Below are 12,089 nucleotides of genomic sequence, written 5' to 3'. Positions count from 1 at the left end.
TTTGAATTTAACGGGTGCTGGCAGTTGGCCGCCTGGTCCTGTTGGCCAGCCAGATGCCAGTGAATATGGTCAGCATACCCATAAGTTGATACAAGTGGAATGCTTCGCGTAACAGCAGGCTGGAAAGTATGGAGCCAAAGATAGGCATGGCATGGATAAACACGCTGGCACGCACAGAGCCTACCAGTGTCACGGCTCGGGAATAAGCCAGCAATGCGATCACGGACGGAAAAATACCGATATAGGCCAGTATCCACCAGGTGTGCGTATCATCCAGGTGCACCGAGCTGGTCTGGCTTTCCCACAGGGTCAGCGGCAACAGCAGCACCAGCGCGATCATCACCTGACATAGCATCAGCCCGCTGCGGTCGATAGTGGCGGGGATCTGTTTCACCCATAAGGTATATAAGGCCCAGAACACCATCGCCAGAAAAATGATCACATCGCCTTCGGCGAAAGCCAATGTCAGCAGTACTTGCAAGTCACCATGCGAAACCACCAGCAATACGCCGCTGAGTGACACCAGCAGGCCTAGCAGTTGGCTGGCAGTCAGGTTTTGCCGATAAAACAAAAAACCGAATATCGCCACCAGAAAGGGGATGAATGAATTGAGGATGATGCCGTTTGTGGCGCTGGTGGTGTGCAAGCCCCAGTACACCAGTAAATTGAAGGCAGCAACGCCGGTGATGGCGGTGCCCAGAATATGCCAGCGATAGCTGTAGTAATGGACGCGGTCGCGCAAGAATGGCTTCAGGGCGAATGGCAGCAGGCACAGGCCGGCGATGCTCCAGCGTATCAGGGAGAGCGTGACCGGCGGCACCAGGGCGTTGATGGCACGTCCGGCAATAAAATTACCCGCCCAGAACAGCGGCGGCAGTAATAACAATATCAGTATGCGCCCGTGTAATGGGCTGGCTGGGGTCTCAGGCATGGCGGTCTTTAGTCGGGTGAAGCCAGGGTCGCTAATATGAATGACAGGAAAGCGATTGTAAGTGCCCGCGCTGCCGGCTGCAAACGCTAATCCATAAAATGCAAAAAGGGGCTGATAAGCCCCTTTAGCAATATTCGATGTAACAGCTACGCCTAGACTGCGCCCAATTGCACCGGCGTTAACTGTATCAGTTTTTTGACCAGGCCAGGATGCTGCTCGGCATGCGCTTCTTTCAGGCACGCTTTAGCGCAGCTGACACATTTGCCGCATTCTGCACCTACACCCAGCTGTTCTTTCAAATGCTTAACGGTTTTGGCGCCTTGCCTGACTGCCTGGTGCACCTGGCGCTCGGTCACTGCATTACACACGCAAACGTACATATGTTCCCAAATGAAATTACTAGTAGTTAAGTTACTAATGATAATTATTATCATTTATTGGGATTCTGTCAAGGTCAGATTGGTTCCGCCAGGGCGTGAAAAAAGCCGCAAAAGCGGCTTTGTTCAGGTGTACAAACAAGCAGGCAGAGGCTAGTCGGATTCTATCTGGGTTTGCAGGTAGTTCGGCAAGGTCACATCTGCGATCAGTCGCTGTTGCGTCTCCAGCCAGTCTATGGCTTCTTCGCAGGCTTCCAGCAGTTCGGTCAGCAGGTCACGGGTCACGTAATCCTGCAATTTTTCTGCCTCGGCGATCGCTTCTACCAGTTGTGGATGCTGCACATCTTTTTCAAAGCTGAGGTCGCCTTGCAGGCACTCTATCACTTCTTCACCTATCAGCAATTTGCCTAGGTTTTGCAGGTTAGGCAGGCCATCCAGAAACAGGATACGTTCTATCACTTCGTCCGCTTCTTTCATGACGCGGATAGATTGTTTGTACTGGTAATCGTTGAGTTTTTCCAGACCCCATTTTCTGAACATGCGTGCATGCAGGAAATACTGGTTGATAGAGGTCAGCTGGTTTTTGAGCACTTTGTTCAAAGTGCTGATAATGTGTTTTTCGCCTTTCATACGGGCTCCTTAAACGGCCACCGGGCCATCGCCCATCTGGCTCTGGCAGTAGTTTTCTATGCCTATCAGTTTGATCAGGCTTAATTGTTTTTCCAGCCAGTAGGCATGGTCCATTTCCGTGTCTTCCAGTTGCACCAGCAGCATTTCACGCGTGACAAAGTCTTGCGCCTGCTCACAGGCTTCCATGGCTTTTTTCAGGTGTTTGACCACGGCATATTCCAGGGCCAGGTCAGATTCCAGCATGGATTTGACGTCTTTACCGATGTGTATGGGGTCACGCTTGGCGAGATTGGGAGTGCCTTCGAGAAACAGTATGCGTTGAATCAGCGCGCGGGCGTGTTCGCGTTCATGCAACGATTCGTGCAGTATGCGCTGGGAGATCACGCCCAAACCCATGTCAGCATACATTTCACCGTGAATCAGATACTGGTCGGTGGCTGTTAACTCGCCGGCCAGTAAATCATTCAGGATATCTACAATTTTCTTATCGCCTTTCATCATCGGCTCCTGTGTGTACTTTAATGCAGTGCATGATACAGGAAAATGCCGGCGATGCAATAGAAATTGTTAGTTAACTTATTGATTTAAAATGAGTTTTTAAATAAAAATCTAAACAAGAATCGTTCGTGATTTCGCTGTGTGACGCTATTTCACCACCCGTATGCGGCTACATGAGCAATTGCAGGTCATGGGCGATATTGGCAGGTTTTTCGCCATAACCCAGGTAGATGCGCGGGGCGCCGGTTTTATCGAATACATACAGTCCGGCGCTGTGGTCCATGGTGTAGCCGGATTTACCAGCCTCGGCTACCTTGGCGGCGTAGACTTTATATTCTGCCAGGTTGGCGGCGACTTCAGCCGGGGTGCCGCGCAGGCCGATAAATCTGGCATCAAACCCAGGCACGAATTGCGCCAGGATCTCCTGCGTGTCACGCTCGGGGTCTACGGTGACGAACAATACCTGTACATCATTGGCCTTGTCACCCAGCAGTTTCATGGTCTGTTTGAGGTCGCTCATGGTGGTAGGGCAGACATCCGGGCAGTGGGTATAGCCAAAAAACAGTACGATCACTTTGCCTTTGAAGTCATCTATGCTGCGCAATCTGCCGGTGTGGTCAGTCAGGCTCAGTGGTTTGCCGAATTGGGTGCCGGTGAGGTCGGTGCCGATAAAGCTGGCGGTTTTGTCAGCTTGACAACCTGTGAGCAGGCCAGTCAGCAATGCTGCGGTAAAGCAAAGCCACAAGAAACGAGCGCGCATACAAAAATCCTTGTAAATCATCATTGAATTGGATTTTAGCATAGGCGAAAAGAGTGCAGATTGGTTTACAATAATGGTTTTTGACGATAGACGGATTAGAGGCGAGTTTAAATGGCAATACCGAGTTCGATGGCAGACCGTGACGGCGTTATCTGGTACGACGGCAAGATGGTCAACTGGCGTGATGCCACTACCCATGTATTAACCCACACCCTGCATTATGGCATGGGCGTATTTGAAGGCGTGCGCGCTTACAAAACAGACAAAGGCGCGGCTATCTTCCGTTTGAAAGAGCATACCGACCGCTTGTTCCGCAGTGCGCATATCCTGGGCATGAAAATGCCGTTTGATAAAGCGACCCTGGTTGAAGCGCAAAAAGCCGCCGTGCGTGAAAACAAGCTCGAATCAGCTTATATGCGTCCTATGGCGTTTTATGGTGCCGAGGCCATGGGTATTTCTGCCAAGACATTGTCTACCCACGTCATCGTCGGTGCCTGGAGCTGGGGTGCTTATATGGGTGAAGAGGCGATCACCAAAGGCATACGCGTCAAGACTTCGTCGTTTGCCCGCCATCACGTCAACATCACCATGTGTAAGGCCAAAGCAAACGGCAACTACATGAACAGCATACTGGCGCACCAGGAAGCGGCGCAAGATGGCTACCAGGAAGCACTGCTGCTGGACGTGGATGGTTTCGTGGCTGAAGGTTCAGGCGAGAACATTTTCATTATCCGTAACGGCAAGCTCTATACGCCTGACCTGACTTCTGCGCTGGAAGGCATCACCCGCGACACCATCATCACACTGGCGAAAGACGAACTGGGCCTGGAAGTGATCGAAAAACGCATCACGCGCGATGAAGTCTACAGTGCCGACGAGGCTTTCTTTACTGGTACCGCAGCTGAAGTCACCCCTATCCGTGAACTGGATAACCGTGCCATTGGTGAAGGTACACGCGGCCCTATCACTGAAAAATTGCAAAGCCTGTACTTTGATGTGGTTAAAGGCAAAAACGCCAAATATCAGCACTGGCTGACCTTGGTTTAAGTCTCTGTTTTAAATGGCTGTGTGCGGGAGAAACTGAATGTCTGATGTAAAAGAGTTTGAAGTCGATGGCCATGATCTGCCATTGCATTGCCCGACCAAAGAAGTGGCTTTATGGGCTTCGCATCCGCGGGTATTTCTGGATGTGGCAAAAACCGGGCAAGTGGCTTGCCCTTATTGCGGCACCAAATTCAAGCTCAAGCCTGGCACACAGGTGCACCATCACTAAAGCCTGATCCATAGAACAAACCCACGCATGGCGTGGGTTTTGTTTATATTGTTTAAAGTATTTGCCAGAGCTGCTGCATCACCCGCTGTGTTTCTTGTGAACCGCTGGTTAAGAATATCGGTTTTACACTGCTTGTTGCATGTTGTGCATTGCCCGCATCAGCACTGGTAGCCGGGTTGAGCAGGTTTTGTTCTTCCAGTATCTGCTGTAAACGCTTGGCAACGGCGGCGCCGGTATCGATCAGCGTGACCTGGGGCCCGACGATCTTCTGGATATGCGCACGTACAAAAGGGTAGTGGGTGCAGCCGAGAACGATGGTGTCAGCACCCGCATCTATGAGTGGCTGGCAATAAGTTTCAAGCAGGGCGAGGGTGTGTGCCTGGTCCAGCTGCCCCTGCTCTATACACTCCACCAGGCCGACGCAGGCTTGCGTCACCACTTGTACGCCGTGGCCGTAGTGTTCGAGCAAGGCGGCAAACTGTGCGCTTTTCAAGGTGCCGGTGGTGGCGAGCACGCCTATGATGCTGTTTTTACTGGCGGCAGCGGCGGGTTTAACGGCGGGCTCCATGCCTATGATAGACAGGGAGTAGTGCTCACGCAACGGGCTGATGGCGGCGGCGGTGGCTGTATTGCAGGCGACCACCAGCGCTTTGGCGCCTTGCGCGATCAATATGTCGGCGATGGCAAAACAGCGCTGCTGGATTTTTACCGCAGATTGATTGCCATAAGGTGCATAGGCACTATCGGCATAATAGATGAAATGCTCGTGCGCAAGCTGGCGTGTGAGGTGTTTGAGGACGGTCAATCCGCCTACGCCTGAATCCATCACGCCGACCGGGGCGTTCACTGCAATCGCTGGGCACATCGAAATGGCACGGTATGATTTATAATGAGCGGATTATATAGGATTTCAAACGGGTTATAGGAATGGCCAACCGGCTGAGCAGGATTTATACACGTACCGGAGATGCTGGCACCACTGGCCTGGGCGATGGCTCACGTGTCAGCAAGTCTGACCTGCGTGTGCAGGCCATGGGCGAGGTGGATGAGCTGAATGCCGTACTCGGCATGTTGATGGCAGAAGACTTGCCTGAGGATGTACGTGACAGTTTGCAGGCTATCCAGCATGATCTGTTTGATATGGGTGGCGAACTGAGCATGCCTGGTCATGTTTTTATGCAGGCAGGCCGTGTGGCTGTTTTGGAGCAGACCCTGGATGGCTGGAATGCCGAGCTGAGTCCGTTGAAAGAATTTATATTGCCGGGAGGCAGCCGTGCCGCTGCGGTGTGCCACCTGGCGCGCACGGTCTGCAGGCGCGCCGAGCGTGTGCTGCATGCCCTGCACGCACAATCGCCGGTGACAGCGGTGAATCTGCAATACCTGAACCGCTTGTCTGACCTGCTGTTTGTACTATGCCGTACCTTGAACAGGCATGCCGGGCTACCGGATGTGCTGTGGAACAACCAACATAAACTGTAATGCGCGATTAGCGCCTGTGTGCACTGAGTAATGATTAAACAATTTCTGCAAAAAGTATTTGGCAAGCGTGGTCAGTCTACAGACCAGGATTCAGACCCGGCAGCCAGGCGTGGCAAGTCGTCAGCTGTGCTGGTGATCCCTGCCAGTAAACATAAAATCAACCACAAGCTGATCAGTCAGGCGGCATTGAAAACCTGCGATGGTCTGCAAAAAGCCGGTTTCCAGGCTTATATCGTCGGCGGCGCCGTGCGCGACCTGCTGCTCAACCATCCGCCCAAAGACTTTGATATCGCCACCGACGCCACGCCGGAACAGGTGCATAAAACGTTTCGCCGCTCGCGTATCATAGGCCGCCGCTTTCGCCTGGTACATGTGCTGTGGGGGCAGGAGACCATAGAGGTGTCTACTTTCCGCGGCCATCACCAGAGTGAAGGCGATGGTGAGACCAACGATAGCGGCCGTATCATACGCGACAATATTTTTGGCTCTATCGAAGAAGATTCGGTCAGACGCGATTTCACCGCCAATGCGCTGTATTACGACCCCAAGCGCCATGAGGTGCTGGATTTCCATCACGGCGTGGCAGATATCCGTGCCAAAACCTTGCGCATCATCGGTGACCCGGTCAAACGCTATCAGGAAGACCCGGTGCGCATGCTGCGGGCGGTGCGCCTTTCTGCCAAACTGGGCCTCAAGCTCGAACAGACCACAGAAGCGCCTATCCGCCAACTGGCAGATCTGCTGGAAGATGTGCCGCCCAGCCGCCTGTTTGACGAGATGCTGAAGCTGTTTTTATCCGGCCACGCCATTGAAAGCATAGGCGCACTGCGCGCCCAGCATCTGCATCATGGGCTGTTACCTTTGCTGGATGTGGTGCTGGAGCAACCGCTGGGCGAGAAATTCGTCATGCTGGCGCTGAAAAACACCGATGATCGCATCCTCGCAGGCAAATCATCTAACCCCAGTTTCCTGTTCGCCACCTTGCTCTGGCATGAGGTGCTGCAAGCCTGGGAAGAGAACCAGAAGCGCGGTGAGTCTGTGATCCCGGCGCTGCATGCGGCCATGAATGAGATCATAGACAAGCAGGGTGAAAAGATGGCGATACACAATCGCTACACTGCCACCATGAAAGAGATCTGGGCCATGCAGCCGCGGTTTGAGCAGCGTTCCGGCAAGCGCCCATACGCCTTGCTGACTAACCCGAAATATAGGGCCGGCTATGACTTCCTGCTGTTGCGTTGTGCTTCGGGTGAGTTGCCTGAAGAGCTGGGTGCCTGGTGGACACGTTTTGCCGATGCCGGCACTGAAGAACGCACCAATATGCTGCTGCCTGACAGCGGTCCGGCGAAGCGCCGCCGCCGTCCGCGCAAGAAAAAACCGGCAGCCGGCAATGGTGAGTCGGCATAATGGCCCTGGCCTTGATCGCGTTGGGCAGCAATCTGCAGCAGCCTGAACAACAAGTGTCTAAAGCTATACAGGTGCTGGCGGCCACGACTGGCCTGCGCTTGCTGCACGCTTCCAGCCTGTATGCGACTGCGCCGGTCGGCTATGACAACCAGCCGGACTTTATCAATGCGGTGATACAGGTGGTTACCGAGATACCGGCGCCCGAGCTGATGCAATTATTGCTGGACATAGAGCAGACCTTTGGCCGTGAGCGGCCATTCCCCAATGCACCGCGTATCCTGGACCTCGACCTGCTCGATTATGCCGGTCTGCAGCTGGCGACAGAACAACTGACATTGCCGCACCCGCGCATGCATGAGCGCGCTTTCGTTATTTTGCCGCTGGCTGAAATTGTGCCTGACTTTATACTGCCGCAAGGGCAGACTGTTGTAGAATGGGCAACAGAATCCCCGCATGCTGATGTGCGGAAACTGGACGCGCAAAAACTGGATCACTGATTAAATTAGCTGAACGAGCAATAACAATGTTTACCCGTTTTCCTTATGTTGTAATCGAAGGCCCGATAGGCAGTGGCAAAACTACGCTGGCGCGTATGCTGGCAGACAAGTTCTCGGTAGAACTGCTGTCGGAAAAAGCTGAATCTAATCCGTTTCTGACCCGCTTTTACCAGGATGCCCAGCGGTATGCCTTGCCGACGCAGCTGTTTTTCCTGTTCCAGCGTTCGCGCCAGATTGAAGATATGGCCCAGCGCGACATGTTCGGCCAGCCTACGGTGTCTGACTTCTTTCTCGAAAAAGACCCGCTGTTCGCGCGCCTGAACCTGGATGACGAAGAGTACTCCCTGTATCACCAGATCTACCACCACCTGCAGCTGAAAGCACCCAAGCCTGATCTGGTGGTGTATCTGCAAACCCCTATCGATGCGCTGGTGGGCCGTATCGAAGAGCGCAATATCAGTTATGAGCAGGACATGCCGCGCGAATATATCGCCCGCCTGGCCGAGGCCTATAGTGAGTTTTTCCATACTTATGACGCCTCGCCGCTGCTGATCGTCAATAATGAAAAACTCAATATCATTAAAGACCCGGAAGCCTTCAATCTGTTGATTGAGCGCATCAACCAGATCAAAAGCAGCCGCGAGTACTTTAATCCCAATTTCTGAGCGCATTAGCAAATGCCTGCATGCCGCACCGCGGCGGCTTTGCGTATTTGCTGCGCCACATTATCATTGCTGACACTATGCTGAATGCTCTCCTTACACGCGCAAAAGCCGGCGAAAAGATCGCCATGCTCACTTGCTACGACGCTACCTTTGCCAAGCTGATGGCGCTGGCCGGGGTAGATGTATTGCTGGTCGGCGATTCGCTGGGCATGGTGATACAGGGCGCGGCTAGCACGCTGGAAGTGAAAATGCAGGATATGCTCTACCACACCCGCATCGTCGCCAGAGGTGCGCCGCAGACGGTGATCATGAGTGATATGCCGGTAGATAGTTATGAGCATGACCTGGCGCTGGCGCTGGCCAATGCGCAGGCCCTGATGCAGGCAGGCGCACATATCGTCAAGATAGAGGGCGGTGGCCATATGGTAGACACCGCGCGCCACCTGGTCGCGCACGGTATCCCAGTGTGTGCCCACTTGGGGTTCACGCCACAATCGGTTGAAAAACTAGGCGGCTACAAGATACAGGGCAAGACCGAACAGGCAGCCAGCGCCATGCTGGCAGATGCCCAGGCCATGGCCGACGCAGGTGCCAGCATGGTGCTGTTTGAAATGGTGCCCGCCGCGCTGGCGACCCGCATTACAGAACAAATCTCGGTGCCCACCATAGGCATTGGTGCCGGGCCAGGCTGTAGCGGCCAGGTGCTGGTGCTGCACGATCTACTGGGTATTTACAGCGGCCCGGCCGAAACAGATCCGCAGGCATACAAAGCGCCGCGCTTTGCCCAGGATTTTCTGGGCCAGTCAGGCAATGTAGCGCAGGCACTGCTAAACTATGTGCAGGCGGTCAAATGCGGCGAGTTTCCTGCGGCTAAACACAGTTATTAAGGCTGGAGCATGTGCCCCGCGCTAGTCTGCGACGCAACTTAAATATCATGAAACTACTGGCAATCGAATGTTCTACCGAATTCCTGTCCCTGGCCGCGCAAACTGCGGCCGGTGTCAGCGCATTTCATGAGGCCACCGGCCCTGCCGCTTCACAGCGTATCCTGCCTGAGATACAGCGCCTGCTGGCCGCAGCCGGCATGCAACTGGCTGAGCTGGATGGCCTGGTCTATGGTACTGGTCCGGGGGCGTTCACCGGGGTGCGGGTAGCGGTCGGCGTCACCCAGGGGCTGGCATTTGGCGCTGGTTTGCCCGTGCTGGGCATCAGCTCTGTGCAGGCGGTGGCGCAGGCAGCCTGGGTTGAAACGCAGGCAGAAAAGATACTGGTATGTCTCGATGCCCGCATGGGCGAGGTGTATCATGCAGCATTGGTCAGGCAGCAACATGGCTGGCTGGAAGTGTCGCCGCCCATGGTGTGCAAACCACATGAGGTGCCAGCCATAGAAGACGACAGCTGGCTAGCTGCCGGTTCTGGCTGGGCGGTATTTGCTGAAGCACTGAGCGCGCAATATCAGTCACAGGTCAGCCAGGTGCGCGCAGACATCATGCCGACGGCAACTGCCATGCTCACGCTTGCCACGCCGCGATTTGCCGCGGGTGACACCCAGTCGGCAGAGCAGGCTGCACCGCTATATATTCGCAACCGGGTGGCGCTGACCGCAGCCGAGCGCGCGCAAGGCCAGGTTTTGTAGGGCCAGGCCAAATTTTTGTAGAGCCAGATTTTTTTAAACCATTGACCATGAGTGCACTACCGCAACAGCAGCCACAATTTCGCCTGATGTCCTACGAGGACCTGATCGCGGTCTGCCGTATCGAGCCGACGATTTACAGCCACCCGTGGACTTACGGTAACTTCAAGGATTCGCTGGATTCCGGCTACTGCGCCTGGGTGATGGAAATGTCGGGCGAAATCGTCGCTTATGCGCTGCTCATGATGGTGCTGGATGAAGCACATCTGCTGAATATCAGCGTCAGCCAGCACTATCAGGGCCAGGGTCTGGGCCGGTCTATGCTGGCGCAGATGATCACAGTTGCCAGGCAACGGCTTGCCGGCAATATGTTTCTCGAAGTGCGCACTAGCAATCGCAAAGCGATCAGTTTGTACGAGGCGATGGGCTTTTGTGAAATGGGTATCCGTCGCCATTATTATCCTACCAGCCAGGGGCGCGAAGATGCCGTGCTGATGGGTCTGGCATTATGAGAAGTCGCGCTGTGGGTCACATTATGACTAGTATAGGTAAAGGCACGGCATGAGTCTGGCACGCGAAGATATGCTGCGCGAACTGGAATTGTTGCCGGTGTGGCGTTTGCGCGCACCGATACAGGCTGATAGCTTGCCGGAAGTAGTCACATCGATTGCTGAACTTCAGCCAGCACAGACTGCAGACGTCGTGCCTGAGGCCGTGGTTGCGACGACGGTGGTCGCTGCGCCTGTCACGGCTGAGCCTGTGATGGTCGAGCCTGTGATGGTCGAGCCTGGCGTTGCCTTGGCACCGGCTGAAGAGCAGCTGGCCCCGCCGGTAGTCACTACTGAAGATCAGCCTGAAGAAGTCGTTTCCCAGCCATTGATCGATACCCCCTGGCTGGTTCTGTGCCCGCAAGCTGCTGATGCCGCTGCGCAGCAATTGCTGCAAAACCAATTGTTGCAAAACATCGTGCAGGCCTTGAAATTACCGCCCGAAACCCTACATGTTTCTGAGCAAGCGTTGCAGGCCAGCCAGGTGCAAAGCCGCTTTTGCGTGCTGTTCGGCCTGCAGGCTGCCAATACTTTCCTCGGCACCAGTCATGCCGATATCAACATTCTCAGAGGCAGCTTGCTGACGCATGCAGAGGTCAGCTATGTGGTCACCCACCATCCGCAGGCCATGCTGGAAAACCCTTTACTAAAAAAGCAGGTCTGGCATGATCTGTGTCTGCTGCTGTCTGCACAATAATACAGGCAGAAAAATAAAAAAATCGGGCTGCTTGAAGCGAATCGCCCAGCCCCCATCTAAACGACATCCATTTGAGAGGAATATCTGATGCGTCAATTTTTCAAGATCGTGCTGCTGGCTGGTATGTTGACCCTGTCCGGCTGTGGCTATAACCAGTTTCAATCACTGGATGAAGAAGCCAAGGCGAGCTGGGCAGAAGTATTGAACCAGTACCAGCGCCGTGCCGACCTGGTGCCTAACCTGGTGTCTACCGTGAAAGGCTATGCCAGCCATGAAGAAAAAGTGCTGACTGAAGTGACCGCAGCGCGTGCCAAGGTGGGCAGCATGCAGGTGACGCCGGAGTTGCTGAATGACCCGGAAGCGTTTGCGAAATTCCAGGCGGCACAAGGCCAGTTGACCAGCGCGTTATCGCGGTTGATGGTAGTGTCAGAGAATTATCCTAACCTGAAAGCCGATGCCAGTTTCCGTGATCTGCAGGCACAACTGGAAGGTACTGAGAACCGCGTCACCGTTGCGCGCAACCGCTATATCGAGGCGGTTAAACAATACAACATCACCGTGCGCAGTTTCCCGAATAACCTGACCGCCATGATGTTTAACTACCAGCCGAAACCGTCCTTTACCGTAGAGAATGAAAAAGAGATCTCATCTGCGCCAAAAGTAGACTTTGGCGACAAGTAATCGATAGGATGCG

General features: G+C 54.2%; 17 protein-coding genes. 11 read left to right on the top strand and 6 right to left on the bottom strand.

The genetic code is table 11. The features are described from left to right. Nucleotides 1-7: 7 nt before the first annotated feature. The 5 genes from ACT6RZ_RS12220 to ACT6RZ_RS12200 form a co-directional block, all read right to left on the bottom strand. Nucleotides 8-931, bottom strand: a complete 924-nt coding sequence (locus tag ACT6RZ_RS12220; RefSeq protein WP_444702374.1) for a DMT family transporter — start codon at nucleotides 929-931, stop codon at nucleotides 8-10. Between the two features lie 152 nt (nucleotides 932-1,083). Next, nucleotides 1,084-1,311: a (2Fe-2S)-binding protein gene (locus ACT6RZ_RS12215; RefSeq protein WP_442585593.1), complete on the bottom strand. Its 228-nt coding sequence runs from the start codon at nucleotides 1,309-1,311 to the stop codon at nucleotides 1,084-1,086. Between the two features lie 150 nt (nucleotides 1,312-1,461). Then, nucleotides 1,462-1,938 (bottom strand): bacterioferritin, encoded by a 477-nt coding sequence (gene bfr / locus ACT6RZ_RS12210; RefSeq protein ID WP_444702373.1) that lies wholly within the window; start codon nucleotides 1,936-1,938, stop codon nucleotides 1,462-1,464. Nucleotides 1,939-1,947: 9 nt separating this feature from the next. Further along, a complete protein-coding gene (bfr, locus tag ACT6RZ_RS12205) occupies nucleotides 1,948-2,436 on the bottom strand; it encodes a bacterioferritin (RefSeq protein ID WP_444702372.1) in 489 nt (162 codons plus the stop codon). Between the two features lie 169 nt (nucleotides 2,437-2,605). Continuing rightward, nucleotides 2,606-3,196, bottom strand: coding sequence for an SCO family protein (locus ACT6RZ_RS12200; protein WP_444702371.1), 591 nt, complete (start codon nucleotides 3,194-3,196; stop codon nucleotides 2,606-2,608). A gap of 129 nt (nucleotides 3,197-3,325) precedes the next feature. Between ACT6RZ_RS12200 and ACT6RZ_RS12195 the strand changes: the two genes are divergently transcribed. Further along, nucleotides 3,326-4,243: a branched-chain amino acid transaminase gene (locus ACT6RZ_RS12195; RefSeq protein ID WP_444702425.1), complete on the top strand. Its 918-nt coding sequence runs from the start codon at nucleotides 3,326-3,328 to the stop codon at nucleotides 4,241-4,243. 37 nt (nucleotides 4,244-4,280) lie between these two features. Continuing rightward, nucleotides 4,281-4,469, top strand: a complete 189-nt coding sequence (locus ACT6RZ_RS12190; RefSeq protein WP_379057742.1) for a zinc-finger domain-containing protein — start codon at nucleotides 4,281-4,283, stop codon at nucleotides 4,467-4,469. A 52-nt stretch (nucleotides 4,470-4,521) separates the two neighbouring features. Here the strand turns inward: ACT6RZ_RS12190 and murI are convergent, their stop codons facing one another. Beyond that, nucleotides 4,522-5,334 (bottom strand): glutamate racemase, encoded by an 813-nt coding sequence (murI, locus tag ACT6RZ_RS12185; RefSeq protein ID WP_444702370.1) that lies wholly within the window; start codon nucleotides 5,332-5,334, stop codon nucleotides 4,522-4,524. Between the two features lie 62 nt (nucleotides 5,335-5,396). On the opposite strand from murI, the gene ACT6RZ_RS12180 reads away from it, so the two are divergent. From ACT6RZ_RS12180 to ACT6RZ_RS12140, 9 genes are all read left to right on the top strand, one after another. Beyond that, the gene (locus ACT6RZ_RS12180) at nucleotides 5,397-5,948 is read left to right on the top strand and encodes a cob(I)yrinic acid a,c-diamide adenosyltransferase (protein WP_444702369.1); all 552 of its coding nucleotides are present in this window, start codon (nucleotides 5,397-5,399) and stop codon (nucleotides 5,946-5,948) included. A 30-nt stretch (nucleotides 5,949-5,978) separates the two neighbouring features. Continuing rightward, complete coding sequence (pcnB, locus tag ACT6RZ_RS12175; RefSeq protein ID WP_444702368.1) at nucleotides 5,979-7,355, top strand: polynucleotide adenylyltransferase PcnB; 1,377 nt, start codon at nucleotides 5,979-5,981, stop codon at nucleotides 7,353-7,355. Further along, nucleotides 7,355-7,852 (top strand): 2-amino-4-hydroxy-6-hydroxymethyldihydropteridine diphosphokinase, encoded by a 498-nt coding sequence (folK, locus tag ACT6RZ_RS12170; protein ID WP_444702367.1) that lies wholly within the window; start codon nucleotides 7,355-7,357, stop codon nucleotides 7,850-7,852. The genes pcnB and folK overlap by 1 nt, the downstream gene beginning before the upstream one ends. A 26-nt stretch (nucleotides 7,853-7,878) precedes the next feature. Continuing rightward, on the top strand, nucleotides 7,879-8,517 hold the full coding sequence (locus ACT6RZ_RS12165; RefSeq protein WP_444702366.1) for a deoxynucleoside kinase: 639 nt from the start codon (nucleotides 7,879-7,881) through the stop codon (nucleotides 8,515-8,517). A 77-nt stretch (nucleotides 8,518-8,594) separates the two neighbouring features. Then, nucleotides 8,595-9,404 (top strand): 3-methyl-2-oxobutanoate hydroxymethyltransferase, encoded by an 810-nt coding sequence (panB, locus tag ACT6RZ_RS12160; RefSeq protein ID WP_444702365.1) that lies wholly within the window; start codon nucleotides 8,595-8,597, stop codon nucleotides 9,402-9,404. 47 nt (nucleotides 9,405-9,451) lie between these two features. Then, complete coding sequence (gene tsaB, locus ACT6RZ_RS12155) at nucleotides 9,452-10,153, top strand: tRNA (adenosine(37)-N6)-threonylcarbamoyltransferase complex dimerization subunit type 1 TsaB (RefSeq protein ID WP_444702364.1); 702 nt, start codon at nucleotides 9,452-9,454, stop codon at nucleotides 10,151-10,153. Nucleotides 10,154-10,200: 47 nt separating this feature from the next. Then, nucleotides 10,201-10,662 (top strand): ribosomal protein S18-alanine N-acetyltransferase, encoded by a 462-nt coding sequence (gene rimI, locus ACT6RZ_RS12150; protein ID WP_444702363.1) that lies wholly within the window; start codon nucleotides 10,201-10,203, stop codon nucleotides 10,660-10,662. Nucleotides 10,663-10,711: 49 nt separating this feature from the next. After that, nucleotides 10,712-11,395, top strand: a complete 684-nt coding sequence (locus tag ACT6RZ_RS12145) for a hypothetical protein (RefSeq protein ID WP_444702362.1) — start codon at nucleotides 10,712-10,714, stop codon at nucleotides 11,393-11,395. Nucleotides 11,396-11,482: 87 nt separating this feature from the next. Further along, nucleotides 11,483-12,076 carry a LemA family protein gene (locus ACT6RZ_RS12140; protein ID WP_444702361.1) on the top strand — a complete coding sequence of 198 codons (594 nt, stop codon included), beginning with the start codon at nucleotides 11,483-11,485 and terminating at the stop codon, nucleotides 12,074-12,076. Nucleotides 12,077-12,089: the final 13 nt, after the last annotated feature.

The organism is Methylophilus sp. (assembly GCF_052437885.1).
Taxonomy (GTDB): domain Bacteria; phylum Pseudomonadota; class Gammaproteobacteria; order Burkholderiales; family Methylophilaceae; genus Methylophilus.
The sequence above is the reverse complement of the archived record's forward strand: the minus strand, read 5'-3'. Positions and strand labels throughout refer to the sequence as shown.

Coding starts and splice junctions, on each gene's coding strand:
- ACT6RZ_RS12190 (WP_379057742.1), top strand. CDS start 4,281: ATGTCTGATGTAAAAGAGTTTGAAGTCGATGGCCATGATCTGCCATTG.
- ACT6RZ_RS12215 (WP_442585593.1), bottom strand. CDS start 1,311: ATGTACGTTTGCGTGTGTAATGCAGTGACCGAGCGCCAGGTGCACCAG.
- ACT6RZ_RS12140 (WP_444702361.1), top strand. CDS start 11,483: ATGCGTCAATTTTTCAAGATCGTGCTGCTGGCTGGTATGTTGACCCTG.
- ACT6RZ_RS12145 (WP_444702362.1), top strand. CDS start 10,712: ATGAGTCTGGCACGCGAAGATATGCTGCGCGAACTGGAATTGTTGCCG.
- bfr (WP_444702373.1), bottom strand. CDS start 1,938: ATGAAAGGCGAAAAACACATTATCAGCACTTTGAACAAAGTGCTCAAA.
- ACT6RZ_RS12195 (WP_444702425.1), top strand. CDS start 3,326: ATGGCAGACCGTGACGGCGTTATCTGGTACGACGGCAAGATGGTCAAC.
- panB (WP_444702365.1), top strand. CDS start 8,595: ATGCTGAATGCTCTCCTTACACGCGCAAAAGCCGGCGAAAAGATCGCC.
- folK (WP_444702367.1), top strand. CDS start 7,355: ATGGCCCTGGCCTTGATCGCGTTGGGCAGCAATCTGCAGCAGCCTGAA.
- rimI (WP_444702363.1), top strand. CDS start 10,201: ATGAGTGCACTACCGCAACAGCAGCCACAATTTCGCCTGATGTCCTAC.
- murI (WP_444702370.1), bottom strand. CDS start 5,334: ATGTGCCCAGCGATTGCAGTGAACGCCCCGGTCGGCGTGATGGATTCA.
- tsaB (WP_444702364.1), top strand. CDS start 9,452: ATGAAACTACTGGCAATCGAATGTTCTACCGAATTCCTGTCCCTGGCC.
- ACT6RZ_RS12220 (WP_444702374.1), bottom strand. CDS start 931: ATGCCTGAGACCCCAGCCAGCCCATTACACGGGCGCATACTGATATTG.
- bfr (WP_444702372.1), bottom strand. CDS start 2,436: ATGAAAGGCGATAAGAAAATTGTAGATATCCTGAATGATTTACTGGCC.
- ACT6RZ_RS12200 (WP_444702371.1), bottom strand. CDS start 3,196: ATGCGCGCTCGTTTCTTGTGGCTTTGCTTTACCGCAGCATTGCTGACT.
- pcnB (WP_444702368.1), top strand. CDS start 5,979: ATGATTAAACAATTTCTGCAAAAAGTATTTGGCAAGCGTGGTCAGTCT.
- ACT6RZ_RS12180 (WP_444702369.1), top strand. CDS start 5,397: ATGGCCAACCGGCTGAGCAGGATTTATACACGTACCGGAGATGCTGGC.
- ACT6RZ_RS12165 (WP_444702366.1), top strand. CDS start 7,879: ATGTTTACCCGTTTTCCTTATGTTGTAATCGAAGGCCCGATAGGCAGT.